Below are 23,778 nucleotides of genomic sequence, written 5' to 3'. Positions count from 1 at the left end.
CGATGGGCGTCACGGACCCCGCCGGGCCGGTGATGGACCGGGACGAGGTGGACCGTGCGCTGGCGCGGCTCGGCCAGGAGCACGAGGCGATCGAGACCTCGCTGCTGGCCCTCCAGGACCACGCGGGCCGCAGACTCCTCGAAGGCGCGCGGCTGACCGGCGTCACCAAGGAGCGCTGGCAGGCCACGGAGGCGCGGATCACCCGGCTGTGGACGTACTTCGACGCCTACACGGCCGCGCTGCGCGGCGCCCGTGAGATCCGCGCCCGGCGCCGCTGGTCCAGCCGGGAGGACCTGGCGGAGCTGACCGAGGTGCTGCGCGGCGAGTCCGTGACCGTCCCCGGCGGCGGGAACGGCAGGCTGAGCGAGTCGTTCTCGCTGTCCGCGCTGGTGGACCGGATGAACGAGCTGTACGCGACGAGCCTGGACATGATCGTCGCCGCCGACGCGGTCTGGTCGGCGCTGCCCGCGCGGATCGATTTACTCGCCGCGGAACTCCAGCGCACCCGGCAGCTCGCGCACTCGGTGGGGGTGCGCCCCGGCGAGCACCCGGCCGGTGACGACCTGGAGCGGATCACCCGCACGCTGACCGGGCTGCGCGAGGACGTCGTCTCCGACCCGCTCGCCTTCTGGGTGCCGGCCGAGGGCAGTTCGGCGCCCGGCGGCGGACGCCCGGACACCACGGTGTACGACCGCGAGGCCCGCGCCCTGGAGGACGTGCGCCGGGAGATCGACGCGGTGTTGACGGTCCGTCAGGACGCGGAGGCGCGGCTGATCCGGCTGCGGGACGTGCTCTCGCGCGCGGACCGCACCCTGGCCGAGGCGCGTACCGCGCGCGGTGAGGTGCTGGCGAAGATCGCCGCGACCGAGGTGCCGGTGGTGAGCGGGCCGCCGACCGCGCTCCAGGAGCAGCTGGCGACCGCGGCCGAGTACCGCAGGCAGGCCCAGTGGTACCGGCTCTCCCCGCTGCTGGAGTCGCTGGAGGAGAAGGCGGAGGACGAACTGCTGCGCGCCCGCGAGTCGTTGACCGCGGTCACCGCGCCGCTCGCGGTCCGCGCCGAGCTGCGCGGCCGGCTCGACGCGTACAAGGCGAAGGTCGCCCGGCACGGTCTCGCGGAGGACCCGCTGCTGGTCGAGCGGTACGACGCGGCCCGCCGCATGCTGTGGAGCGCGCCCTGCGACCTGCGCGTGGCGGAACAGGCCGTACTGCGCTACCAGCAGGCGGCGGCGGAACTGCTCGGCAGCGCGAGCGCGCCGGAGGACCGTAAGGGGGGCGAGTCATGAGTCAGCCGGGGCAGAGCTGCCAGCGGCCGGGCTGCGAGGGGACGTACGAGGACGTCGGCGGCGGCGAGCTGTACTGCGACACGTGCGGTCTCGCACCGGTCGTCTCGGCGACCGGCATGGTGGGCTCGCCGCCCACCGGGGTCGCCCGGGGAGCGTCCGACAGCGGCAGTTCCCGCAGCTCGCGCACGACCTCGCAGTCGTCGAGGTCGCGCCGCTCGGTGTCCGGGCGGCTGTCCCGGTCGCTGTCGGGGAAGCCCACGGGCCGCTCGGTGTCGGTGCGCAGCTCGGGCTCTTCCTCCGGGGCCTCCTCGCGGGGGCGGCTGGGCGCCGGGCTGGTCGCGGTGCCGCAGGTGCCGCGGCCCGACCCGCGCGCGATGGTGCTGGAGAACCCGGAGGTGCCGGAGCGGAAGCGGTTCTGCTCGCGGTCGGACTGCGGGGCGCCGGTCGGCCGGGCGCGGGGTGACCGGCCGGGCCGCACGGAAGGTTTCTGCACCAAGTGCGGTCACCCGTACTCCTTCGTGCCCAAGCTGCGGGCCGGGGACATCGTGCGCGGCCAGTACGAGGTCGCGGGCTGCCTGGCGCACGGGGGGCTGGGCTGGGTCTACCTGGCCGTGGACCGGGCCGTCTCCGACCGGTGGGTGGTGCTCAAGGGCCTGCTGGACACCGGTGACCAGGACGCGATGGCCGCGGCGATCTCCGAGCGGCGGTTCCTCGCGGAGATCGAGCACGCCAACATCGTGCGCATCTACAACTTCGTGGAGCACCTGGACCAGCGCACCGGCTCCCTCGACGGCTACATCGTCATGGAGTACGTCGGCGGCAAGTCCCTGAAGGAGATCGCCAACGCCCGCCGGACGCCCGAGGGCCGCCGCGACCCGCTGCCGGTGGAGCAGGCGTGCGCGTACGGCATCGAGGCGCTGGAGGCGCTCGGCCACCTGCACAGCCGGAACCTGCTGTACTGCGACTTCAAGGTCGACAACGCCATCCAGACCGAGGACCAGCTCAAGCTGATCGACATGGGCGCGGTCCGCCGGATGGACGACGACGAGTCGGCGATCTACGGCACGGTGGGCTACCAGGCACCGGAGGTCGCCGAGTCCGGCCCGTCCGTGGCCAGCGACCTCTACACGGTGGCCCGCACGCTCGCCGTGCTGGCCTTCGACTTCCAGGGCTACACCAACGTCTACGCCGACTCCCTGCCCGACCCCGACACCATCGAGGTCTTCCGCCGCTACGAGTCCTTCTACCGGTTCCTGGTACGCGCCACCGACCCCGACCCGGGCCGCCGGTTCGCCTCCGCGCAGGAGATGGCCGAGCAGCTGACGGGGGTGCTGCGCGAGGTCGTCTCGCTCCAGACCGGGCGGGCGCGGCCCGCGCTGTCGACGCTGTTCGGGCCCGAGACCAAGGTCACGGACACGGAGTTGTTCCCCCGGCTGCACGGAGACGTGTCCCGGCTGGGCGCCCGGCCGGTGCGGAAGGCTCCCGCCACTCCCGCCCCGCCCCCGCCGGCCCTGGTCAGGCCCGTCGACACGCCGGCCGCCGCGCTCGCCCTGCCGGTCCCGCTGGTCGACCCGAACGACCCCGGCGCCGGTTTCCTCGCGGGCCTGACGGCCTCGGCGCCGGCCGAGCTGATGAGCGCGCTGGCGGCGGCGCCCGCACGGACCGTGGAGACCCGGCTCCGGGAGATCCGCGCCCGGCTGGAGAGCGGCGACCACCAGGGCGCGCTGACGAGCCTGGCCGAGCTGGACGAGGAGCAGGGCGACGACTGGCGGGTGGTGTGGTACCGGGGCGTGGCCGCGCTGGTCACCGGGGACTTCGAGCACGCCGCGCTCGCCTTCGACGCGATCTACGACGCCTTCCCCGGCGAGGCCGCGCCCAAGCTGGCGCTCGGCCTGTGCGCCGAGGTGCTGGGCCAGCTGGACAACGCGGCCGAGTACTACCGCCTGGTGTGGACGACCGACCCGGGCTTCGTGAGCGCCGCGTTCGGGCTGGCCCGGGTGCGGCTCGCGGCCGGGGACCGGCGGGGCGCCGTGACGACGCTGGAGTCGGTGCCGGAGTCCTCCATCCACTACACGGCCGCCCGGGTCGCCGCCGTCCGGGCCCGGCTGAGACAGCGCACCGCGAGCGCGGGTGACGTACCGTTCCTGGACGACCTGACGGCCGCCGCCGGTCAGGTCGAGGCACTCCAGGCGTACGGCCTGGACCCGGCGCGGCGCGAGCTGTTGTCGGCGGAAGTGCTCGGCTGCGCGCTGGACTGGATACTCTCCGGGGGCCAGGGCACCGGGCCCGCCGCCGGAGGCCGGGTGCTGCTGGGCAGCGGTCTGGACGAGCGGGGCCTCCGCTTCGGCCTGGAGCGCGCCTACCGCACGCTGGCACGGCTGGCGCCCGGCGGTGATGAGAGGATCGAGCTGGTGGAACGGGCCAACCGTTACCGTCCCCGGACGTGGGTGTAGTCGATGTCGCAGATGCCCCAGCAGGCCGCACTGGCGAAGTGCCCGAGCTGCGCGGAGCCCGTGGAGTCGGGTGACCTGTTCTGCGGAGCGTGCGGATACGACCTTTCGGTGGTGTCCGCGCCGCCGCAGGACCATCCGACGCTGACCATGACGGGCCCCGCCGGCCCCGGGGACGGCACGCCGTGGCCCACCCCCGGACCACCCGGCCCCGTGCCCTCCCCCGAGCCGCACCTGTCGGCAGACCTGCCGGGCGCAGACGCGGGCGGCACGCCCCTGTCCGGCGGGGGACCGGACAGCGCTCCGGGGACCACACCCCCGGCGGGGCCGGGCGGGCACGAGGGCGGCGGGGGGCATTCCCCCGGTTCCGGAGTGCGGTTCGACCGGCCGGACGAGCCCGACGAGTACCCGTTGCAGGCGCCGGACCCCCGGCCGGCCTCCGCACCGGCCGACCCGGCGCAGCTCTGCGTGGCCTGCCGGGCGGGCCGGGTGGACAGCGACGGCTACTGCGAGAACTGCGGACACGCCCAGCCGCGCGAACGCGACCACGTGGAGCGGGAGTCGGGGCCGGTCGCCGCCGTCAGCGACCGCGGCCTGCGCCACCACCGCAACGAGGACGCCTTCGCCGTCGGCCACACTGCGCTGCCCGACGGCACGCCGGCCGCGCTGGCGATCGTCTGCGACGGCGTGTCGTCCGCGACCCGCCCCGACGACGCCTCCCTGGCCGCCTCCCGGGCCGCCGGCGACACCCTGCTGACCGCGCTGCCGCGCGGCACCCACCCGCAGGCGGCGATGCACGAGGCGATCGTCGCCGCCGCGCAGGCCGTCAACGCGCTCGCCGAGGAGCCCGCCACCGCCCGCGAGCACGCCCCGCACCAGAACGCGCCGGCCTGCACGATCGTCGGCGCGGTCGTCACCCCCGGGCTGCTGGTCGTCGGCTGGGTCGGCGACAGCCGCGTCTACTGGGTGCCCACCGACCGCACCGCACCGCCCGCCCGGCTGACCGAGGACGACTCCTGGGCCGCGCAGATGGTCGCCGCCGGCCTGATGAGCGAGGCCGAGGCGTACGCCGACGCGCGCGCCCACGCGATCACCGGCTGGCTCGGCGCGGACGCCTACGAACTGGAGCCCCACACCGCGTCGTTCAAGCCGGACCGGCCCGGTTCCGTGGTGGTGTGCACCGACGGGCTGTGGAACTACGCCGAGACGGCGGAGGAGATGTCCGAGGTCCTCCCGCCCGACGCGGCGGACCGCCCGCTGCACAGCGCACGGGTGCTGGTCGGCCACGCCCTGGACGGCGGGGGCCACGACAACGTAACAGTGGCGGTCCTGCCGTTCCCGGTGCCGCCGCAGGGGGCAGGATCGGCCTGAGGGCCGTATCCGACGGGGGAACGGCACGGGGAAGCCGCGGCGGACCGGAGGGGACCGGTCCGCTCACAGCGTCGCCTCGCGTCGGCGAGGTGTCCGAGGGGGATGTGAGCAAGCATGGCCAATTTCGCGAAGCCGAACGTGCCGCGGTTCTCGGTGGACGTCTACCAGAACGAGTACCTGCCCGAGGGCGGCAGCGAGGTCAACGCCATCGTCACGGTGACCGCGACCGGCGGCGGCACCCTCGGCAGCGCGCTCACCGCGCCGGTGCACCCGCCGGGCGGGGGGCCGTCCGCCGCCGTGGCGATCATGGTGGACTGCTCGGGTTCCATGGACTACCCGCCGACCAAGATGCAGGGCGCCCGGAACGCCACGGCCGCCGCGATCGACACCCTGCGCGACGGCACCCGCTTCGCGGTGATCGGCGGCACGCACGTGGCCAAAGAGGTCTATCCCGGCGGCGGGCGGCTCGCGGTCGCCGACGCCACCACCCGCGAGCAGGCCAAGCAGGCGCTGCGCCGGCTGAGCGCGGGCGGCGGTACGGCCATCGGCACCTGGCTGCGGCTCGCCGACCGGCTGCTGTCCGCGGCGGACGTCACCATCCGGCACGGCATCCTGCTCACCGACGGCCGCAACGAACACGAGTCGGCGCAGGACCTGCGGGCCACGCTGGACGCCTGCGCCGGCCGGTTCACCTGTGACGCGCGGGGCGTGGGCACCGACTGGGAAGTGAAAGACGTCACAGGGATCGCCTCGGCGCTGCTCGGCACCGCCGACATCGTCGCCGACCCGGCCGGTCTGGCCGCCGACTTCACGCGGATGATGGAGACGGCGATGGGCAAGGAGGTCGCCGACGTCTCCCTGCGGGTGTGGACGCCGGTCGGCACGACCATCCGGTTCGTCAAGCAAGTCGCCCCCACCGTAGAGGACTTGACCGGCCGCCGCACCGAGGCCGGGCCGCGCGCCGGGGACTACCCGACCGGCTCCTGGGGCGACGAGTCCCGTGACTACCACCTGTGCGTGACGGTCCCGCCGGCCGGGCTCGGCCAGGAGATGCTCGCCGCGCGGGTCTCCCTCGTCGTCCCGGAACCGGACGGAGGCGCACGGAACCTCGGCGCGCAGGGGCTGGTACGGGCCGTCTGGACCGACGACATGACCGCCTCCACCGCGATCAGCCCCCAAGTCGCCCACTACACCGGGCAGGCCGAACTGGCGCAAGTCATCCAGAAGGGCCTGGACCTTCGCAAAGCGGGGGATTTCGATGGAGCAACCGCCAAACTGGGGCGCGCGGTTCAGCTCGCGAACGCCTCGGGGAACGCGGATACTGCGAAACTGCTTGCGAAGGTGGTGGACGTGGTCGACGCCGTGACAGGTACTGTGCGGTTGAAGACGAGGGTCGCGGAGGCGGACGAGATGACTCTGGAGACCCGGTCCACCAAGACTGTTCGTGTGAAGAAGTGACCCTCCAAAGCGTAGGAGAAGGGGAAGCACCGACATGCCGACCTGCCCGAACGGACACCAGTCGGGTTCCGACGACTGGTGCGAGGTCTGCGGTCACCGCATGGCCGGTGCCGTACCTCCGCCCCCTCCGCCGCCCCCGGGCGGCTACGGCTTCCCGCCCCCGCAGGGCGGCCAGGCCGGTGCCCGGCCGCACCCGGCCGGCGGCTCCGACCCGGAGCCGGAGCTGTGCCCGCAGTGCCGTACGCCCCGCGAGGGCGGCGCGCCGTTCTGCGAGGAGTGCCGGTGGAACTTCCTGACCAACACGGCGACCTCCTACACCCCGGCCGCCCCGCGCTCGCCGCAGCCGCGGTTCCAGCCGCCGAGCTCGACGTACGGCGGGGGTGACGGGTACGAGTACCAGGGTTCGCGGCCCTCGCGGGTGAACCGGCCCGCCGAGCCGCTCCCGTCCTTCCCCAGCGAGCCGTCGGGCCCGACGCCGTTCGGCGGCGACCGGGCCCCGTCCGGCCCGCCGACCTCCCCCGGCCCCTCGGGTCCGCCGCCCTTCGGCGCGGGCAACCAGCGCCCGCCCGGGGCACCGCAGGGCTTCGGCCAGGGCCCGGGTCAGGGCGGTCCGGGGCAGGGCGGTCCGGGGCAGGGCGGTCCGGGGCAGGGCGGTCCGGGGCAAGGCGGTCAGGGTGGTCCGGGGCAGGGCCCGGGTGCCGGCAACCCGTCCGGTCCCGGCGGTCCCGGCGGCCCCGGCGGGTTCGGTGGCCGGGGCACGGTGCCGGGCCAGGGTCCCGGTGGCCCGGGTGGCCCGGGTTCCGGTGGCCCGTCCGGCTTCGGCGGCGGTCCGGGGCAGGGTCCCGGCGGTCCGGGCGGACCGTCCGGGTTCGGTGGCGGCCAGGGTCCCGGCGGTCCGGGTTCCGGCGGCCCGTCCGGCTTCGGCGGCAACCCGGAGCAGGGTCAAGGCCAGGGCCCGGGGTCCCCAGGCCCCTCCCCCTTCGGGCGTGAGTCCTCCCGTCCCGGTGGCCCGGCCGCGCCCGGCCCGTCCGGCTTCGGCGGCGACCCCTCGCGTCCGGTGCCGCCGCCCGGCGGTCCCGGCGGTGCCCCGCAGGCGTTCCAGTCCTCGGGTGCACCGGCCCCGCCCGCGTTCCCGGGCGTGACCCGCCGGCCCCCGGCCGCCGACGACGACTGGGTGATCTCCCCGCCGTCGTCCACCGGCCCCGGCGGTCAGGGCGGCGGCTACGGCTACCCGCAGCCCGGCGGCACCCAGACCCCGCCCGGACCGGGCGGACCGGGCGGCTTCCCCCAGGCACCGCAGGCACCGCAGGCACCGCAGGCACCGCAGGCACCGCAGGCACCGCAGGCTCCGCACGCGCCGCAGGCCCCCCGGCCGGCCACCTGGACCGCGACCATCGGCCCGGACCGCGAGTACTTCATGGCGATGATGCAGCGCTCCGGCCCCGAGGCCGCGGGCCTGAACCTGCCCGCGTACTCGCCCGAGCAGCAGCGCACGCTGACCGGCAACCAGGTCACCATCGGCCGCCGCCGGCACTCCACCGGCGACACCCCCGACATCGACCTGTCGGTGCCGCCGGAGGACCCGGGTGTCTCGCACCAGCACGCGGTGCTGGTGCAGCAGCCGGACGGTAGCTGGGCGGTCGTCGACCAGAACTCGACGAACGGCACCACGGTCAACATGTCGGAGGAGCCGATCCAGCCGTTCGTGCCGGTCCCGCTCCAGGACGGCGACCGGGTGCACGTGGGCGCCTGGACGACGATCACCGTCCGCCGGGGCTGACCGCGCTCAGGGCAGGGGCCAGGCGTACGGCCCCTGCGGGTCGTCCAGCCACGCCCAGGCGTGCTCGCCGGCGACCGTGACGCCGTACCGGCCGCGCTCCGGTTCGCCCTCGCGCTCCCACAGGGCGTACGCCTCCTGCGGGTCGAGGGTGCCGCGGGTCAGTGCGAACAGGAAGCGGAACGGCTCCTGCTCATGGGCCCGGCGTGACAGCCCGGCCGGTGAGACGGCCTCGGGCTGCGCCCGGCGCCCGCCGCGCAGCGGCACGAAGAAGGCGGCGCCGGGCAGGAACGGGCCCTCGGCGTGCTCCGCGTCCCGCACGGTGAGCGTGAGCAGGCCGGTGGCGAGCGGGGTGAGGACGCGCGCGCCGGGGCGGCACTGGGCGAGCCAGGCGCGCGGCACCGTGGGCAGCTCGCAGGTGGCGATGATCCGGTCGAAGGGGGCGCGTTCGGGCACCCCGCGCGCGCCGTCACCGGTGACGACGACGGGGTGGTGGCCGGCCGCCGCGAGGTGCTGCCGGGCCGACTCGGTGATCTCCGGTTCCAGGTCGATCGTGGTGACGAGGTCGTCGGCGCCGAGCCGGTGGGCGAGCAGGGCCGCGTTGTAACCGGTGCCGGCGCCCACCTCCAGCACCCGGTCGCCGTCCTCGACGCGCAGGGCGACCAGCATCCGGGCCATCAGGGAGGGCTGGCTGCTGGAGGAGAGCTGCTCGCCGTCGCGCAGCCGGGTGGCCAGCGGTACGTCGGCGTAGGCGCCGCGCACCCAGCGTTCCCGGGCCTCGCGGTCGGGGCTCTCGCACCAGCGGCGCTCGTAGCCGCGCGCCCCGGTGACGTAGTAGTACGGCACGAACAGGTGCCGGGGCACCGCCGCGAACGCCTCCCGCCACACCGGGTCGTCCGCCCAGGCCCCGTCGGCGTCGATCTCCCGCACCAGCTCGGCCCGCGCCGCGTCGGCGAGAGCCTCGATCCCGGTGTCATGGGCGTCCATGGGTCCACAGTAGGGGCGGGCGGCCTGCGGACGGGGCCGGTCCTAAGCCTTGAGTCCTCGGTCACCCGGTCTGAGACGATGGACGGGTGAATGAGATTCGGCGCGGCACGCTTCAGGAGCAGACCTTCTACGAGCAGGTCGGCGGGGAGGAGACCTTCCGCCGGCTCGTCCACCGTTTCTACGAGGGGGTCGCGGAGGACCCGCTGCTGCGGCCGATGTACCCGGAGGAGGACCTGGGCCCGGCCGAGGAGCGGCTGGTGCTGTTCCTGATGCAGTACTGGGGCGGTCCGACGACGTACAGCGAGAACCGCGGCCACCCCCGGCTGCGCATGCGGCACGCCCCGTTCACCGTGGACCGGGCGGCGCACGACGCGTGGCTGCGGCACATGCGGGTGGCCGTCGACGAGCTGGGGCTGTCGGAGGAGCACGAGCGGACGCTGTGGAACTACCTGACGTACGCCGCCGCGTCGATGGTGAACACCCCCGACTGAGCACCCGGGACTGACGGGTCATCACTGAAGGTCGGATTCCGGTCACCCGTCGCCGCATTCCGATCACAATCCGGTATAGACCGGCGCACAACCGCTTACCCGCCGCCCGGCCCTCTGCCAGCATCGCCCGAAGGTCTGGAAGCACCGGACACACGGGGGCCGGGTGACGGGGTTCGTCTTCTCACGCGCGCGTGCGCACCGCCTGCTGCTCGGCGCCGCGCTGCTGACGGTGGTGCTGACCACCGCCGTGCTCGCGACGCTCACGGCGTACTCGGGGGCGATCGGCGACGCGGCACTGCGCCATGTGCTCGGCGACCCGCGCAACGCCGCCGACACCGCGCTGATCGTCAAGGCGGACGTGCCCCCGGCCGAGCGGACCGCCGCCGACACCGCCGTACGCCAGGGCGCGCGCCGAACCTTCGCCGGGTCACCGGTGACCGTACGGACCCTGCGCCGCTCGGGGCCGTACGCCCTGCCCCGCTCCCTCCAGCCGCCCGCGAGCAGGTCGGGCGACCCGGACCTGACCTACTTCGCGGCACTGGACCGTACGCAGGTGCGGGTGGCCGCCGGCCGCCTCCCGCGCCGTACCGACGGCGAGACCGAGGTGGCGCTCCCAAAGACGGCGGCCCGCGCGCTGCGGCTGGAGCCCGGCGCCCGGCTCACCCTGGCGGACCGGCTGGAGGGGCCCGCGGTCCGGGTCCGGGTCGTCGGCGTGTACCGCCCCGCCTCGGTGACGGCACCGTACTGGCGGCTGGACGACCTGCTCGGGCGCGGGGTGAAGAAGTCCGGCTTCACGACGTACGGCCCGCTGCTCGCCGACCCCGCCGTCCTCACCGGAGGCCGGGTCAGTGCCGGAGCGACGGGCTGGCTGGCGTCGGCGGACTTCGCCTCGGTGACGACCGGCCGGATCGGGGAGCTGCGGGCGGCGGCCCGATCCGGCAGCGCGGCCCTGCGCGAGCCGGCCGCGCTGAGCGGTACGACGGTGTCGCAGACCGCGCTGCCGGACGTGCTGGACCGGGTGGACCGTTCGCTGCTCGTGGCCCGCTCCACCCTGCTGATCGTCGCGCTCCAGCTGGTGCTGCTCGCCGGCTACGCGCTGCTGCTCGTCGCCCGGCTGCTCAGCACCGAACGCGCCGACGAGACCCGGCTGCTGCGGGCCCGGGGCGCCTCCCGCACCCGGATCGCCGCGCTCGCCGGGGCCGAGGCGCTGCTGCTCGCGCTGCCCGCGGCCGTGTGCGCGCCGCTGCTCGCCGGCCCGCTCACCGCCCTGCTGGCCGGGCACGGCCCGCTGGCCCGGCTCGGCCTGCGCCTGGACCTGCCGGCCGCCGGCCGGCCCGCCGTCTGGCTGGTCGCGGCCGGGGTCGCCGTCGGCTGCGCGCTGGCGGTGACCGTACCGGCGGTCACGGGCACGGGGGCCGAGGCACGCCCGGCCGGCCCCCGGCGCTCCCGGGCCCCGAGGCTGCGCCGGAAGGCGGCCCGGCCGGTCGGCGCGCGGGCCGTGCCGGCCCCGCTGCGCACCGGCGCCGACCTCGGGCTGCTCGCCATCGCCGCGGTCGCCTACTGGCAGCTCGGCCGGCAGGACTCCGGCGCCGTGGCCGCCGACCGGTCGGGCGCGCTCGGCGTCGATCCGCTGCTGGTGGCCGCGCCCGCACTGGCCCTGCTCGCCGGGACCGTGCTCACGCTGCGGCTGCTGCCGCCCGTGGCGCGGTTCGCCGAACGCTGGGCGGCCGGCGGGCGGGGGCTGCCGGCGGCGCTGGCCGGCTGGCAGTTCAGCCGGCGCACCGCGCGCGGCGCGGGCCCGGTGCTGCTGCTCGTCCTCGCCGTCGCCCTCGGCATGCTCGCGATCGGGCAGGCCGCCTCCTGGGACCGCTCACAGGACGACCAGGCCGACTTCCGGGCCGGGGTGCCGGTGCGGGTCCTGGCCTCCGGGGAGGACGGGTTCGGCCGCACCGACCTGTACGCCGGCCTGCCCCGGGTGCGCGAGGCCGCCCCGGCCGTGCGCGCCGCCCAGCCGCTGTCCGGCGACCGCACGGCGACCGTGCTGGCCCTCGACACCGCCCACGCGACGGACGCGGTCCTCATGCGCCCCGACCTCGCGGACGAACCGGTACGGCCACTGCTGGGCCGGCTCACCCCCAAGGGCACCCCCGCCGGGGCCGGGATCCCGGCGGGCACCGCCCGGCTGAAGCTGACGGCCCGGCTGCGCAGCTCGACCGGGCCGGGCACCACGACCGCGGTGACGGCCACCCTGACCGACCGGTACGGGGTGCCGTACCAGCTGCCGGCCGGGCAGCTCCCCGCCGACGGGCGCCCGCACACCCTGGCCCTCGCCCTCGGCACCGCCACCGGACCGGCGACCCTCACCGGTCTGCGCCTGGACCTGACCCAGCCCGCCGAACGCGCCGAGCACCACCGCCTCACCCTCGACGGGCTGACCGCGTCGGGCACGGACGGCACGGACCACCCCCTCACCCTGCCCGCCCGGTGGACCACCACCGCGGAGGCCGGCGGCGCCGCCGTACCGAGCGCCGCGACCAGCCCCACCCGTCCCGAGGTCACCGGCACCCACCCTCTGACCTTCGCCTACAGCACCGGCTACCTCCCGGACGCCGGCATCTGGACCGTCGCCTCCGTCACCCTCCGGCTCCAGGCCGCCCAGGCCGCGCCCGCCGAGGTGCCGGCCGTCGCGACCGACCGCTACCTGGACGCGGCGGGCGCCCGCACCGGGCAGCGGGTCGACCTCACCCTCGGCGACCGGCGGGTGCCGGTGCGGATCGTACGGGCGGTACGGGCGCTGCCGGCCACCGCCGACCCGGCCGCCACCGGCACCCACGACGGCGGTGCCGTCCTGCTCGACCTGCGCGCCCTGAACCAGCTGCTCCAGGCCCGGTACGGCGAGAACGCCACCCCCACCGAGTGGTGGCTCGCCACCGCGCCCGGCGCCTCCGCCCGCGTGGCCGCCGCCGTCCGGGCGCTGCCGGACGTCGATCCCGGGCAGGTCGTGGTCCGCGACGAGATCGCCGCCGAACTGCGCGACGACCCGTTCGGCGCCGGACCGGAGGCCGCGTTCACGGCGGCGGCCGTGGTCGCGGCGGCGCTCGCCGCCGTCGGCTTCGCGGTCGGCGCCGCCGGCGCGCAGCGGGCGCGCGGCGCCGAGTTCGCCGTTCTGCGCGCGCTCGGCGCACCGCGCCGCCAACTGGCCCGGACGGTCGCCGCCGAACAGGCCGTCCTGGTGGGCCTGGCGCTGGCGGTGGGCCTGGGCCTGGGCACCGTACTGGCCCGCACCGTCCTGCCCCTGGTCGTCCTGACCGGCGAGGCGACCCGCCCGGTACCCGACCTGCTGGTCCGACTGCCGCCCGGACAGGTCGCCCTGCTGCTCACCGCGGTCGCCGTGGCACCACTGGCCATCGCGGCGACAGCCGCCGTGCGCTGGGCGGACCCGGCACGGGCGCTGCGCGGGCAGGGGGGTGAGTGACATGGGGATCGCTCCGGGTCCCGTCGCCGCACAGGCGACCACCCCGTGCCTGCTGGCTCCATGCCGCCGGACCCGCCCACGGGACGCACTCGGACCGGTGCCCGCCACGCACCGGCCGACACCCCGCGCCGTCTCAGCCGAGGCGCCCCGCGCGGGCGCTGCGACGGTACGGGCCGGGCTGCTGGGGGCGCTCGCGGTGGGGGCCGCCGTGAGTCGGACGGGGCGCGCGCAGGCGGCGCACGCCCAGGGAGGTGAGTGACATGGGCCGGCCGTCGCCGCGCGTGGTCGCTCCGTGGGTGCGGACCCGGCTGCGGGCCGCGCCCGGTGCCGCCGTCGCGCTCGCGGTGCTGGTCGGGCTGGCCGCGTGTCTGGCGGGCGCCTTCCCGCGGGCGGTGGACCGGTACGAGGACGCGGGACTGCAACGGACGCTCCGGCAGGCCCGCCCGGAGCACACCACCGTACGGGTGTCGGCGCCCCAGCCCGACCTCGGCCTGCCGCCCGAGCGGCGCGCCGCGGCACTGCGCCCCGACGCACTGGAGCGGCAGTACGAGAAGGTGCTCGGCACGGTCGGCAGCCCGTTGAGCGTGCGGCGCGCCCAGTCCGCGTACGGCGTCGCCGGCACCGTCAGCCCGGCGGTGCCCGACCCGTGGCTGCCCCGGCCGACCGGACTGCCCGCCCACATCTCGCTGGCCGCGCAGAACGGCCTCGCCGACCACGCGCGCGTGCGCACCGGCCGGCTGCCGCGCGCCCCGCACCCGGTCGACGCCTCGACCCCCGAGGTGGAGGCCGCCGTCACCGCCGCCACCGCCGAGGCCCTGCGCATCAAGGTGGGTTCGGTCGTCCACATGCCGGCGCCCGGCCGCGCCCCGCTCGCCGTCCGGGTCACCGGCATCCTCGTCCCGCGCGACCCCGACGGCGCCTACTGGTCCACCGTCCCGCTGCTGCGCACCCCGACCCTGGTGACCCTGCCCACCCCCGGCCCGGACCCGGACAAGTACTGGCTCGGCGCGCTGCTGCTCGCCCCCGAGGCGGCCCCCGCCCTGCTGGGCACCAGCACCAACCCGGCCCGCTACTGGCACCTCGCCCCCGCCCTGCGCGGTCTGCACGCCCACGACCTGGACCGCCTGCGGCCGGCCGTCGCCGCCCTGGAGTCCGGTCCCGGCCTGCAACGCGCCCGCGCCGTCACCGACGACGGCACCGACATCGACACCGGCCTGGACGACGCCCTCGCCTCCTTCTCCCGGCTGCGCTCCGGCATCGCCCCGCTGGTCTCCGTGGCCGCCGCGGGCGCCGCGACGGTCGTCGCCGTCGTCCTGCTCATGACCGGCGGCCTGGCCGCCGACCGGCGCCGCGCCGAACTCGCCCTGCTGCGCGCCCGCGGCGCCTCCCTGCCCGGCCTCGCCGGGCGGCTGCTCGCCGAGACCGCCGTGATCGCCGTACCGGCGGGCGCCGTCGGCCTGGCGGGGTCCCTGCTCGTGGTCCCCGCCGGCCGGGTCGTCCCGGCCGTCCTCTCCGCCCTGGCCGTCACCCTGGCCGCCTGCGCCGCCCTCCCCCTGCGCGCGGCCCTCGCCCACCGCGCGGTCCGGCTGACGGCCCCGCGCGAGGACATCGCCTCGGTACGGCCGTCCCGGCGCCGTACGGTCGCCGAGCTGACCCTGCTGGTGCTGGCCGCCGGTGCGGTGGCCACCCTGCGCCGGCGCGGCACGACGGGCGACCAGCTCACGGCCGTGGCCCCCGTCCTGGTCGGTGTCATCGCCGCGCTGGTGCTGCTCCGCGTGTACCCGCTGCTGCTGCGGCGCCTGTCCGGTCCCGCCGGGCGGCTGCGCGGCGCGGTGGGCCACCTCTCCCTGGCCCGCGCGGGCCGCACCCAGGGCTCCGCGGTGCTCCCGCTCCTCGCCCTGCTGACCGCGCTGACCACGGCGGCGTTCGGCGGTTCGGTACTGGCGGGTGTGGCCGAGGCCCGCGACCGGGCGGCCCTGCTCACGGTCGGCGCGGACGCCCGCGCCGACGCGGGCGCCCCCCTGCCGGCCGACGCGCCCGCCCGGGCCCGCTCGGTCCCCGGGGTCCGCGCGGTGACGCCCGTCAGCATCGCGTACGGGGCGAAACCGGAGGACGGCGAGAACGCGGTCCCCCTGCTGGGCGTCGACCCACAGGGCTACGGCGCCCTGACGGCCTACACCGGCCTGGGCACGCTCCCGGCCGCCCGGCTGACGGCGGGGGGCCAGACCGGTACGGGACGGCTGACGGCGGGGGGCCACTCCAGTAGCGGCCACCTGGCTGGCGGGGGCCACTCCCGCACCGCCCGCGTGACCGCCAAGGCCCACCCCGGTACCGCCTCCCTGACGACCGAGGGCCGGCCCGGTACCGGCCACCTCGCGGGCGACGACCGCTCCGGTCCGCTCCCCGCCGTCGCGTCCCCCTCCGTCGCCTCCTCGTACGGCACCCGACGGCCGTTCCTGGTGCGGCTGGAGGACGGCAGCGCGGTCACCGTGCGGATCGTCCTGGTCCGCGACCGCACGCCGGCCGTGTCCGGTCCCGACTTCCTCGTCGTGGACCGGGCGGGCCTGCCCGCCCCGGCAAGCCGTCCCACGACCCTGCTGCTCACCGGCGACCACATGGACGCGCACGCCCTCCGGAAGGCCGTGGGAGGCTCCGCCGCCGTACGGCTCCGGGCCGAGGAACGCGCCCGGTACGCCGACTCGCCCCTCCAGTCCGGCGCCGAGCACGTCTACACGGCGGCCGTCGCCGCCGGGGCCGGCTTCGCCGTGCTGGCCCTGCTGCTGTCGCTGCTGCGAGCCGCCCCCGAACGGTCCGCGCTGCTGGCCCGCCTGCGCACGATGGGCCTCACCCGCGCCGAGTCCCGCCGCCTGCTGATCCTCGAATCCCTGCCCCAGGCCCTCCTGGCAGCCCTGGGCGGCACCCTGACCGGCTGGACGGCGATCCGCCTCCTCGCGCCCGGCATCGACCTGACGACCGTCGCCTTCCCGACGGCCCAGACCCCCTTGACCGAGACCCGCCTCCACCCGGACACCTGGTCGCTCCTGCTCCCGGCACTCGCGGTGGTGACGGTGGCGGTGGGAGTAGCGGCGCTGCAAGCCTGGTGGACGGGACGACGGGGCTCGGTGACAGAACTACGGGCGGGAGACGGCCGATGACGCCCCACACGACACCCGGCCGGCACGGGCAGGCGACCCCACCCCCGCCCGGCACGGGCACGCCGCACCCGCAGGAGACCCCATGACGACCGACCCGAGCCTGACCGAGCTGGCCCACCGCGTCACCGAGGCCGGAGCGAACCCCGCCTACGGCCACGACGCACTGATCACCTGCGACCGCCTCGTCCGCGTCTTCACCACCGCCGGCACAGAGGTCCAGGCGCTCCAGGGCCTGGACCTCCTCGTCCGCGAGGGCGAACTGATGGCGCTGGTCGGCGCGTCCGGGAGCGGCAAGTCCACCCTGATGAACATCCTCGCCGGCCTGGACACCCCCACCGCCGGCGCGGCCCGCGTCGCCGGCCGCGACCTGCTCACCATGACCGCCGCCGACCGCCTCGCCTACCGCCGCGAGGTCGTCGGCTTCGTCTGGCAGCAGACCGCCCGCAACCTCCTCCCCTACCTCACCGCGGCCCAGAACGTCGCGCTGCCCCTCCAGCTCTCCGGCACCCGCAAGGGCCGCCGCGCCCGCACCGCACGCGCCCTGGAACTCCTGGAACTGCTCCAGGTGGCCGACTGCCGCGACCGCCGCCCGCAGCAGATGTCCGGCGGTCAGCAGCAGCGCGTGGCGATCGCCGTGGCCCTCGCCAACGACCCGGCCGTCCTGCTCGCCGACGAACCCACCGGCGAACTCGACTCCCACACGGCCGCGCAGATCTTCGACGCGTTCCGCACGGCCAACGAGACCCTGGGCACCACCGTCGTCATCGTCACGCACGACCAGGCGGTGGCGAGCGAGGTCCGCCGTACGGTGGCGATCCGGGACGGCCGTACGTCCACCGAGGTGCTGCGCCGCAGCGAGATCGACGCGGCGACGGGCCACGAGACGGTCGTGGCCCGCGAGTACGCCATGCTCGACCGCGCGGGCCGCCTCCAGCTGCCCGCCGACTACCTCCGCGCCCTGGACATGCGCGACCGGGTGGCCCTGGAACTGGAGTCCGACCACATCGGCGTATGGCCCGACGACACACAGTGAGCCGAACCGCCCGGTTCAACGCACACCGACCCGCCCGGCCGAGCGCACGCCGGGCCCGCTTGAGCCGAGCGCACACCGGGCCCGCTTGAGCCAAGCGCACACCGGGCCCGCTTGGGCCGAGCGCACGCCGGTCCGCCTGCTCAGCGCACGCTGACCCCGAAGGCCCCGAGCAGCCCCGCCTGCCGCACGGCCACCGAGCCGTACGGCGTGCGCAGCCGCAGCCACGCGCCCGAGGAGAACAGCCCGATGTCGCCCGGCTCGCCGCCGGGCCGCAGGAAGCCCAGTGACCGGGCCGCGTGCACGGCCCGCACCGGCAGCCGGGTGCCCGCGATCTGCCGGGACCAGATGTCCTGCCCGATCCGGTCCAGCTCCGCGCGGGTACGGCCCTGCGGCCCCAGCTCCTCGGTGCGCGAGCGGAACTCGGCCACCGAGGCGGCGACCGTGGCACTCAGCGCGTCGGGCCCCGGCAGCCCCGGCTCGGGCTGCCACCCGGCGCGCGGCGGCAGCACCCCGGCCCACGGCGGCCCGGTGACCGCGCCGGGGACGGCGGCGGTGGCCGCGCGCTCGTCCACGGACTCCAGGAACTCACCGGCGGAGACGGTCACGTCGAGGGCGACGTCGAGCCCGTCCTCGTACGGCTTCGCCAGCCGCACCGCGCGGACGGCCAGCACCTCGAAGGACGGCGGCCGGCCGAAGACGGCGAGTGCGGTGCCGGCCGCCTGCAACCGCACCGCTGCTCCACGGTCGAAGTGGAGCAGCCGGGAGAGGAAGGCGGCGAGGTCCGCCGCCTCCGTCTCGTCGGCGAGGTGCAGCACGGTCATGCCGCGACGGCCTCCCCCTCGGGATCGGGCTCGGCGTCCGCGGGGCCCTCGGCGGTGTCCGTGTACTCCTGGAGGAACTCACGCTCCTCCGCGGTGATCCGCCGCGGGCGCTGGGCGTCGAAGTCGAACGGGACGATGACCGTCGACGCCCGCACGTACACGAGATCGCCGTCCTTCACCTCGTAGGCGAGGGTGAAGGACGCGGCCTTGATCTCGGTGACCCACAGCTCGATGTCCACCGGCTCGTGCCGGTGGACGAGCTGCCGCTTGTAGTCGATCTCGTGGCGCGCCACCACGGACCCCTGCTTGAAGTCCTTGTCCGGGCGGAACAGGAAGTCGATCCGGGCTTCCTCCAGGTAGCGCAGGAACACCACGTTGTTGACGTGGCCGTACGCGTCCATGTCCGCCCAGCGCAACGGGCAGCGGTAGATGTGGCGCAAGACCGATCAGCCCCGGGTCAGCTTCTTGTAGGTGGCGCGGTGCGGACGCGCGGCGTCCGGGCCGAGCCGCTCGATCTTGTTCTTCTCGTACGACTCGAAGTTGCCCTCGAACCAGAACCACTTCGACTCACCCTCGTAGGCGAGGATGTGCGTCGCGACGCGGTCGAGGAACCACCGGTCGTGGGAGACGACGACGGCGCAGCCGGGGAAGTCCAGCAGGGCGTTCTCCAGGCTGGAGAGCGTCTCGACGTCGAGGTCGTTGGTGGGCTCGTCGAGGAGCAGCAGGTTGCCGCCCTGCTTCAGGGTCAGCGCCAGGTTGAGCCGGTTGCGCTCACCGCCGGAGAGGACACCGGCCGGCTTCTGCTGGTCCGGGCCCTTGAACCCGAACGCCGACACGTACGCCCGGCTCGGCATCTCGACCTGGCCGACGTTGATGTAGTCGAGCCCGTCGGACACGACCTCCCACAGCGTCTTCTTCGGGTCGATGTTCTCGCGGCTCTGGTCGACGTAGGAGATCTTGACGGTCTCGCCGACCTTGATCTCACCGGAGTCCGGCGTCTCCAGACCCTGGATCATCTTGAAGAGGGTGGTCTTGCCGGCGCCGTTCGGGCCGATGACACCCACGATGCCGTTGCGCGGCAGCGTGAAGGACAGCCCGTCCACGAGGACCTTGTCACCGAAGCCCTTGTGCAGGTCGTTGACCTCGACGACGACGTTGCCCAGGCGCGGGCCCGGCGGGATCTGGATCTCCTCGAAGTCCAGCTTCCGCATCTTGTCGGCCTCGGCGGCCATCTCCTCGTACCGCGCGAGACGGGCCTTGGACTTGGCCTGCCGCCCCTTGGCGTTCGACCGCACCCACTCCAGCTCTTCCTTGAGCCGCTTCTGGCGCTTGGCGTCCTTCTGGCCCTCGACCTTGAGGCGGGCGGCCTTGGTCTCCAGGTACTTGGAGTAGTTGCCCTCGTAGCCGTGCAGGCGGCCACGGTCGACCTCGCAGATCCACCCGGCGACGTTGTCCAGGAAGTACCGGTCGTGGGTGACGGCCACGACGGTGCCCGGGTACTTGGCCAGGTGCTGCTCCAGCCAGTTCACCGACTCGGCGTCGAGGTGGTTGGTGGGCTCGTCCAGGAGCAGCAGGTCGGGCTGCTCCAGCAGCAGCTTGCAGAGCGCGACGCGGCGCTTCTCGCCACCGGAGAGGTTGGTCACCGGCCAGTCGCCGGGCGGGCAGCCCAGCGCGTCCATGGCCTGCTCAAGCTGGGCGTCGAGGTCCCACGCGTTCGCGTGGTCCAGCTCCTCCTGGAGCTTGCCCATCTCGTCGAGCAGCGCGTCGGAGTAGTCGGTCGCCATCAGCTCGGCGATCTCGTTGAACCGGTCGAGCTTGCCCTTGATCTCGGCGACACCCTCCTGGACGTTCTCCAGGACGGTCTTCTCCTCGTTGAGCGGGGGCTCCTGGAGCAGGATGCCGACGCTGTAGCCGGGCGAGAGGAAGGCGTCACCGTTGGACGGCTGCTCCAGCCCCGCCATGATCTTCAGCACGGTCGACTTACCGGCACCGTTCGGGCCGACGACGCCGATCTTCGCCCCGGGGAGGAAGTTCAGGGTGACGTCGTCGAGGATCACCTTGTCGCCGTGCGCCTTGCGCGCCTTGCGCATGGTGTAAATGAACTCAGCCAAGAGAAACCGTCCGGCAGCTTGAAATCTGGCAGTGGGCAGATACACCCCATCTTGCCTGACCGCCAGCCCTGGATGGAAACCCGTCCGGTGAGGGTGCGCTGACCTGCGCCTTCTCGGTGGCGGCTGCTGCCTGTCCGGCACCGCCGGCCACTGCCGACCACTGCCGACCGACCTCGGCGCCCTCGTACGGCTGAGAGGGACGGCCCGAGCCGATCACCATGGTCCCGCCGGCCCCTCGACGGCGGCCTGGGCGTCGGCGAGGACGGCGCACGGCCCTCAGCCGGGCCGGCCGACGTCGGCAGCGGTGGCGGTTCCCCCCGAAGGCGCCGACAATGGTGAGGGTCGGCCCGACGCCATATCGAGCGATCCAGCGCGGGCGCAGGAGCGCTGACGTGCGCGCCGGCGGCGGCATCAGGCGGTGACATTCGCGGCATTTTGCGGCCGCCCTTTGTTTCTCTTGTTTCTCGCCCCCGAAATCCCTTCCGAATACCTCTGGGCGAGATACCTCTGGGCGAGCCGCCGTGTTTCCGAGTCGAGGTCGCGTCGGGGCACGGGTGACGTTTCGTAACGACTGCCGGGAGGACGCATCGTGGCACTCACCGAGACGGATCTGCTCACCATGGGCGACAGGGGCTTGGTGGCACTTTTCCGTGCCAGTCCGCCCGGTGACATTCCGCACGGCCCGCTGGAGGGCACGGGCATCGTCCGGTGGGGAGGCAAGTGCGTGGCCAAGCCGCTCGCCCGGCTGGTACGCCTGGCCGTGTGGCGGGGCAAGGTCTTCGACCACGAGGGCTATCTGAGCAATCGGATGACCGCGTTCGACGTGCTCGCCATTGTGGCTCAGGTGTACACCGGGCCGAGCCTGCTGGACGACCAGGAGTGCATCGTCATCGACTATTCCAGGATTTCACTGGTGGCTCGGGGCGTTCGGGACGAAATGCGAGAAGTCGGCCCGGGACTTTATCTGGGCGTGGTCTGGCTGCTGGGGGTCCGGGTCGGCTGGTTCGCACTGAGAGTGCCGGAAACCGGGTCCAAAGGCTTCGGAGCCGAGCAAGCCGCCGGCGGGCAGTCTGCTTTCTGATCGATCTGCTCCGCGCGCTTTCGCTGCACGGCGCGAAGGGACGATTCATGAGAATTCCTGGCATGCACGTTCACCCGCTGCCGGCCCGTAAAGGCAGCCGCAGCAAGGTGCGGGCCGGGGCCCTGCGGCTGGCGTCGGCCGCTGTCGCAGCCGCCTGTGCCGCCCTCACCCTGCCGGCATCCGCGCTCGGCGCCGCACCGGCCTCCCTGCAGGGGACCGTCACCGGGGCGGGCAAGCCGCTCCAGGGTTCCCAGGTCACGCTCATGGCGGGGTCACGCTCCGGAGCCACCAGGCTGGGCCAGGCCACCACCGACGCGCACGGTTCCTTCCGGATCACGTACACCAAGCCTGCCGACGGTGTCCTCTACGTCGAGGCCGCGTCCCAGCAGGCGCACCGACTCCGACTGCGCTCGGTCGTCGGGTTCGGCGCGGGCGGCGCGGTACCCGAGCGGACCGAGACCAAGGTGAAGGTCAACGAACTGACCACCGTCGCCGCGACGTACGCCCTCGCCCAGTTCAGCGACCGACTCGGCATCGCCGGACCCGCTCCGGGGCTTCAGAACGCCGCCGCGACCTCGTACACCCTCGCCGACCCGACGACCGGCAAACCGGGGAAGGCCCTCACCGGCGACAGCGCCAACAGTGAGACGCTCGCCACGCAGAACACGCTGGCCAACCTCGTCTCGCTCTGTGCGACGGACAGCACCGGATGCGGCAAGCTGATCCGACTGGCGACCCCGGCCGGCGGCAGCCCGCCGACCGACACCGTGCAGGCGGTCCTCAGCCTGGTGCGCAACCCGACGCAGGCCCCGGGCCGCCTGGAGGCCCTGGCCCGTACCGCGACCGTGTTCACTCCGGCCCTCACAGCGGCCCCCCCGTCCTGGATCCTGGCCGTCCGCCACCCCGCCTCCCAGGTCTACGCACCGGGCCGCATCGCGTTCGACGCGAAGGGCAACGTGTGGGCGAGCAACAACTGGAAGCCGGGTACGAGGGATCCCAGCGCCTACGTCACCGTGCAGGATCCCACCGGCCGGCCGACCCTCGGCAGCCCCATCAGCGGAGGCGGCATGAAGGGCGGAGCCTGGGGCCTGGCGATCGATCACGACGGATCCGTGTGGGTGCCCAGCTACGGCGGCAACGCGATGTCGAAGTACTCGCCCTCCGGCAAGCCCCTCTCCCCCTCCGCCGGGTGGAAGAACGGTGATCTCGTCAAACCCCAGGGCGTCGCCGTCGACCAGCGGGGCAACGTCTGGATCGCCAACTCCCACGGCCTCAAGGGCAAGCCCGGGGTGGGCAGCGTCGTGGTGTACCCCCATGGCGATCCGAGCAAGGCCATCACCATCACCGACAAGAGCTTCAACCACCCGTTCGCCGTGCAGATCGACGACCGGGGCCGGGCCTGGGTCACCAACAGCCACCTCTCCTTCGACCAGATCAGGGAAGCGGGCCGGCCCAGCGACATCGGGGGGAGCGTCACGGTCATCGGCCCCGACTTCAAACCGGTCGCCTCAACCACTGACCAGTCGCTGCAAGGGCCCCTCGGGTTCGCCCTGGACAGCAAGGGCAACGCCTGGGTGGCCAACTTCTTCACCAGCTCCGTCACCGAGATCCGGCCGAACGGAACCGTCGCGGGCGTGCACCGGCTGCCCAAGAAGGTCTTCCCCTGGTCGGTCGCCATCGACGGCCAGGACCGCGTGTGGGTCGCCGGCTTCGGCAACTCCTCCGTGACACTCCTGTGCGGGGCGAACCACGCAGCCTGCCCGTCCGGTGCGTCCACCGGCACCGTCCTGTCCCCCGCGCAAGGTTTCCGGAACAAGGCGATCCAACACCTCACCGCGGTACAGATCGACTCCTCCGGCAACGCCTGGGTGGCCAACAACTGGTCGAAGCTCGTCCCGCCCACCGGCGGTGTGGGCCTGGTCGAACTCATCGGCGTCGCCACCCCGGTCTGCACACCCTTGACCCCACTGCCGGCGCGCCCCTCGTCGGCGAACACCACCGCCTGCCCGAAGTAGACCGCGCCAGCCGACTGCGCCCCGGCCCAGGATCCGGGGCGCTGTGCTGACGGGGTGGATTCCGCTCCGGTCGTGGCGTCCGCCGACTCGGCGACTCGGCGACTCCCAGGTTTGGCGACTCCCAGGTTTGGCGGAAACGAACCGTTGCCGCCGCGGGGCGCACCGCGCAGCCTAGAGGGCGCGGGAGCGCTCCCATAGCGCCTTCCGCCGCGACCCCACAGTGAACTCGCGATGCACCCGCGTGTGCGCCGTGAACCCATCCCCCACAGA

Annotated in this window: 15 protein-coding genes; 11 read left to right on the top strand and 4 right to left on the bottom strand. The window is 74.7% G+C overall.

What is annotated here, in order from left to right:
- Positions 1-2 precede the first annotated feature (2 nt).
- The 5 genes from AQJ11_RS01605 to AQJ11_RS01580 all read left to right on the top strand — a co-directional run bounded on the left by AQJ11_RS01605 (position 3) and on the right by AQJ11_RS01580 (position 8,342).
- Positions 3-1,283 carry a coiled-coil domain-containing protein gene (locus AQJ11_RS01605; protein WP_059261568.1) on the top strand — a complete coding sequence of 427 codons (1,281 nt, stop codon included), beginning with the start codon at positions 3-5 and terminating at the stop codon, positions 1,281-1,283.
- Positions 1,280-3,736 carry a serine/threonine-protein kinase gene (locus AQJ11_RS01595; RefSeq protein ID WP_079082189.1) on the top strand — a complete coding sequence of 819 codons (2,457 nt, stop codon included), beginning with the start codon at positions 1,280-1,282 and terminating at the stop codon, positions 3,734-3,736. Before AQJ11_RS01605 ends, AQJ11_RS01595 begins: the two co-directional genes overlap by 4 nt.
- A 3-nt stretch (positions 3,737-3,739) precedes the next feature.
- A complete protein-coding gene (locus AQJ11_RS01590) occupies positions 3,740-5,104 on the top strand; it encodes a PP2C family protein-serine/threonine phosphatase (RefSeq protein WP_059261567.1) in 1,365 nt (454 codons plus the stop codon).
- A gap of 114 nt (positions 5,105-5,218) precedes the next feature.
- Positions 5,219-6,562, top strand: a complete 1,344-nt coding sequence (locus AQJ11_RS01585) for a VWA domain-containing protein (RefSeq protein ID WP_014672777.1) — start codon at positions 5,219-5,221, stop codon at positions 6,560-6,562.
- A 34-nt stretch (positions 6,563-6,596) separates the two neighbouring features.
- The gene (locus AQJ11_RS01580) at positions 6,597-8,342 is read left to right on the top strand and encodes an FHA domain-containing protein (RefSeq protein WP_059261566.1); all 1,746 of its coding nucleotides are present in this window, start codon (positions 6,597-6,599) and stop codon (positions 8,340-8,342) included.
- 6 nt (positions 8,343-8,348) lie between these two features.
- On the opposite strand, the gene AQJ11_RS01575 is transcribed toward AQJ11_RS01580, so the two are convergent.
- The gene (locus tag AQJ11_RS01575; RefSeq protein ID WP_059261565.1) at positions 8,349-9,326 is read right to left on the bottom strand and encodes a methyltransferase domain-containing protein; all 978 of its coding nucleotides are present in this window, start codon (positions 9,324-9,326) and stop codon (positions 8,349-8,351) included.
- Between the two features lie 86 nt (positions 9,327-9,412).
- Between AQJ11_RS01575 and AQJ11_RS01570 the strand changes: the two genes are divergently transcribed.
- The 4 genes from AQJ11_RS01570 (at position 9,413) to AQJ11_RS01555 (ending at position 17,480) form a co-directional block, all read left to right on the top strand.
- Positions 9,413-9,817 (top strand): globin, encoded by a 405-nt coding sequence (locus AQJ11_RS01570; RefSeq protein WP_014672780.1) that lies wholly within the window; start codon positions 9,413-9,415, stop codon positions 9,815-9,817.
- A 163-nt stretch (positions 9,818-9,980) separates the two neighbouring features.
- Complete coding sequence (locus AQJ11_RS01565; protein WP_059261564.1) at positions 9,981-13,292, top strand: ABC transporter permease; 3,312 nt, start codon at positions 9,981-9,983, stop codon at positions 13,290-13,292.
- A gap of 260 nt (positions 13,293-13,552) precedes the next feature.
- The gene (locus AQJ11_RS01560) at positions 13,553-16,447 is read left to right on the top strand and encodes an FtsX-like permease family protein (protein WP_059261563.1); all 2,895 of its coding nucleotides are present in this window, start codon (positions 13,553-13,555) and stop codon (positions 16,445-16,447) included.
- A gap of 82 nt (positions 16,448-16,529) precedes the next feature.
- The gene (locus AQJ11_RS01555) at positions 16,530-17,480 is read left to right on the top strand and encodes an ABC transporter ATP-binding protein (RefSeq protein WP_014672783.1); all 951 of its coding nucleotides are present in this window, start codon (positions 16,530-16,532) and stop codon (positions 17,478-17,480) included.
- A 140-nt stretch (positions 17,481-17,620) separates the two neighbouring features.
- On the opposite strand, the gene AQJ11_RS01550 is transcribed toward AQJ11_RS01555, so the two are convergent.
- The 3 genes from AQJ11_RS01550 to ettA are packed head-to-tail and all read right to left on the bottom strand — an operon-like array spanning position 17,621 to position 20,412.
- On the bottom strand, positions 17,621-18,301 hold the full coding sequence (locus tag AQJ11_RS01550) for a DUF8185 domain-containing protein (RefSeq protein WP_059261562.1): 681 nt from the start codon (positions 18,299-18,301) through the stop codon (positions 17,621-17,623).
- A complete protein-coding gene (locus AQJ11_RS01545; RefSeq protein ID WP_041665179.1) occupies positions 18,298-18,741 on the bottom strand; it encodes an acyl-CoA thioesterase in 444 nt (147 codons plus the stop codon). Before AQJ11_RS01545 ends, AQJ11_RS01550 begins: the two co-directional genes overlap by 4 nt.
- 6 nt (positions 18,742-18,747) lie before the next feature.
- A complete protein-coding gene (gene ettA, locus AQJ11_RS01540; protein WP_041665181.1) occupies positions 18,748-20,412 on the bottom strand; it encodes an energy-dependent translational throttle protein EttA in 1,665 nt (554 codons plus the stop codon).
- A gap of 589 nt (positions 20,413-21,001) precedes the next feature.
- Here ettA and AQJ11_RS01535 point away from each other — a divergent pair.
- Both AQJ11_RS01535 and AQJ11_RS01530 read left to right on the top strand, forming a co-directional pair.
- Complete coding sequence (locus AQJ11_RS01535; RefSeq protein WP_014672788.1) at positions 21,002-21,493, top strand: hypothetical protein; 492 nt, start codon at positions 21,002-21,004, stop codon at positions 21,491-21,493.
- Positions 21,494-21,555: 62 nt separating this feature from the next.
- Positions 21,556-23,508, top strand: a complete 1,953-nt coding sequence (locus tag AQJ11_RS01530; RefSeq protein WP_244218066.1) for an NHL repeat-containing protein — start codon at positions 21,556-21,558, stop codon at positions 23,506-23,508.
- Positions 23,509-23,778 lie beyond the last annotated feature (270 nt).

The sequence above is a fragment of the Streptomyces corchorusii genome, from assembly GCF_001514055.1.
Classification (GTDB): Bacteria; Actinomycetota; Actinomycetes; order Streptomycetales; family Streptomycetaceae; genus Streptomyces; species Streptomyces olivaceoviridis.
This window is presented reverse-complemented; position numbering and strand designations above follow the sequence as displayed.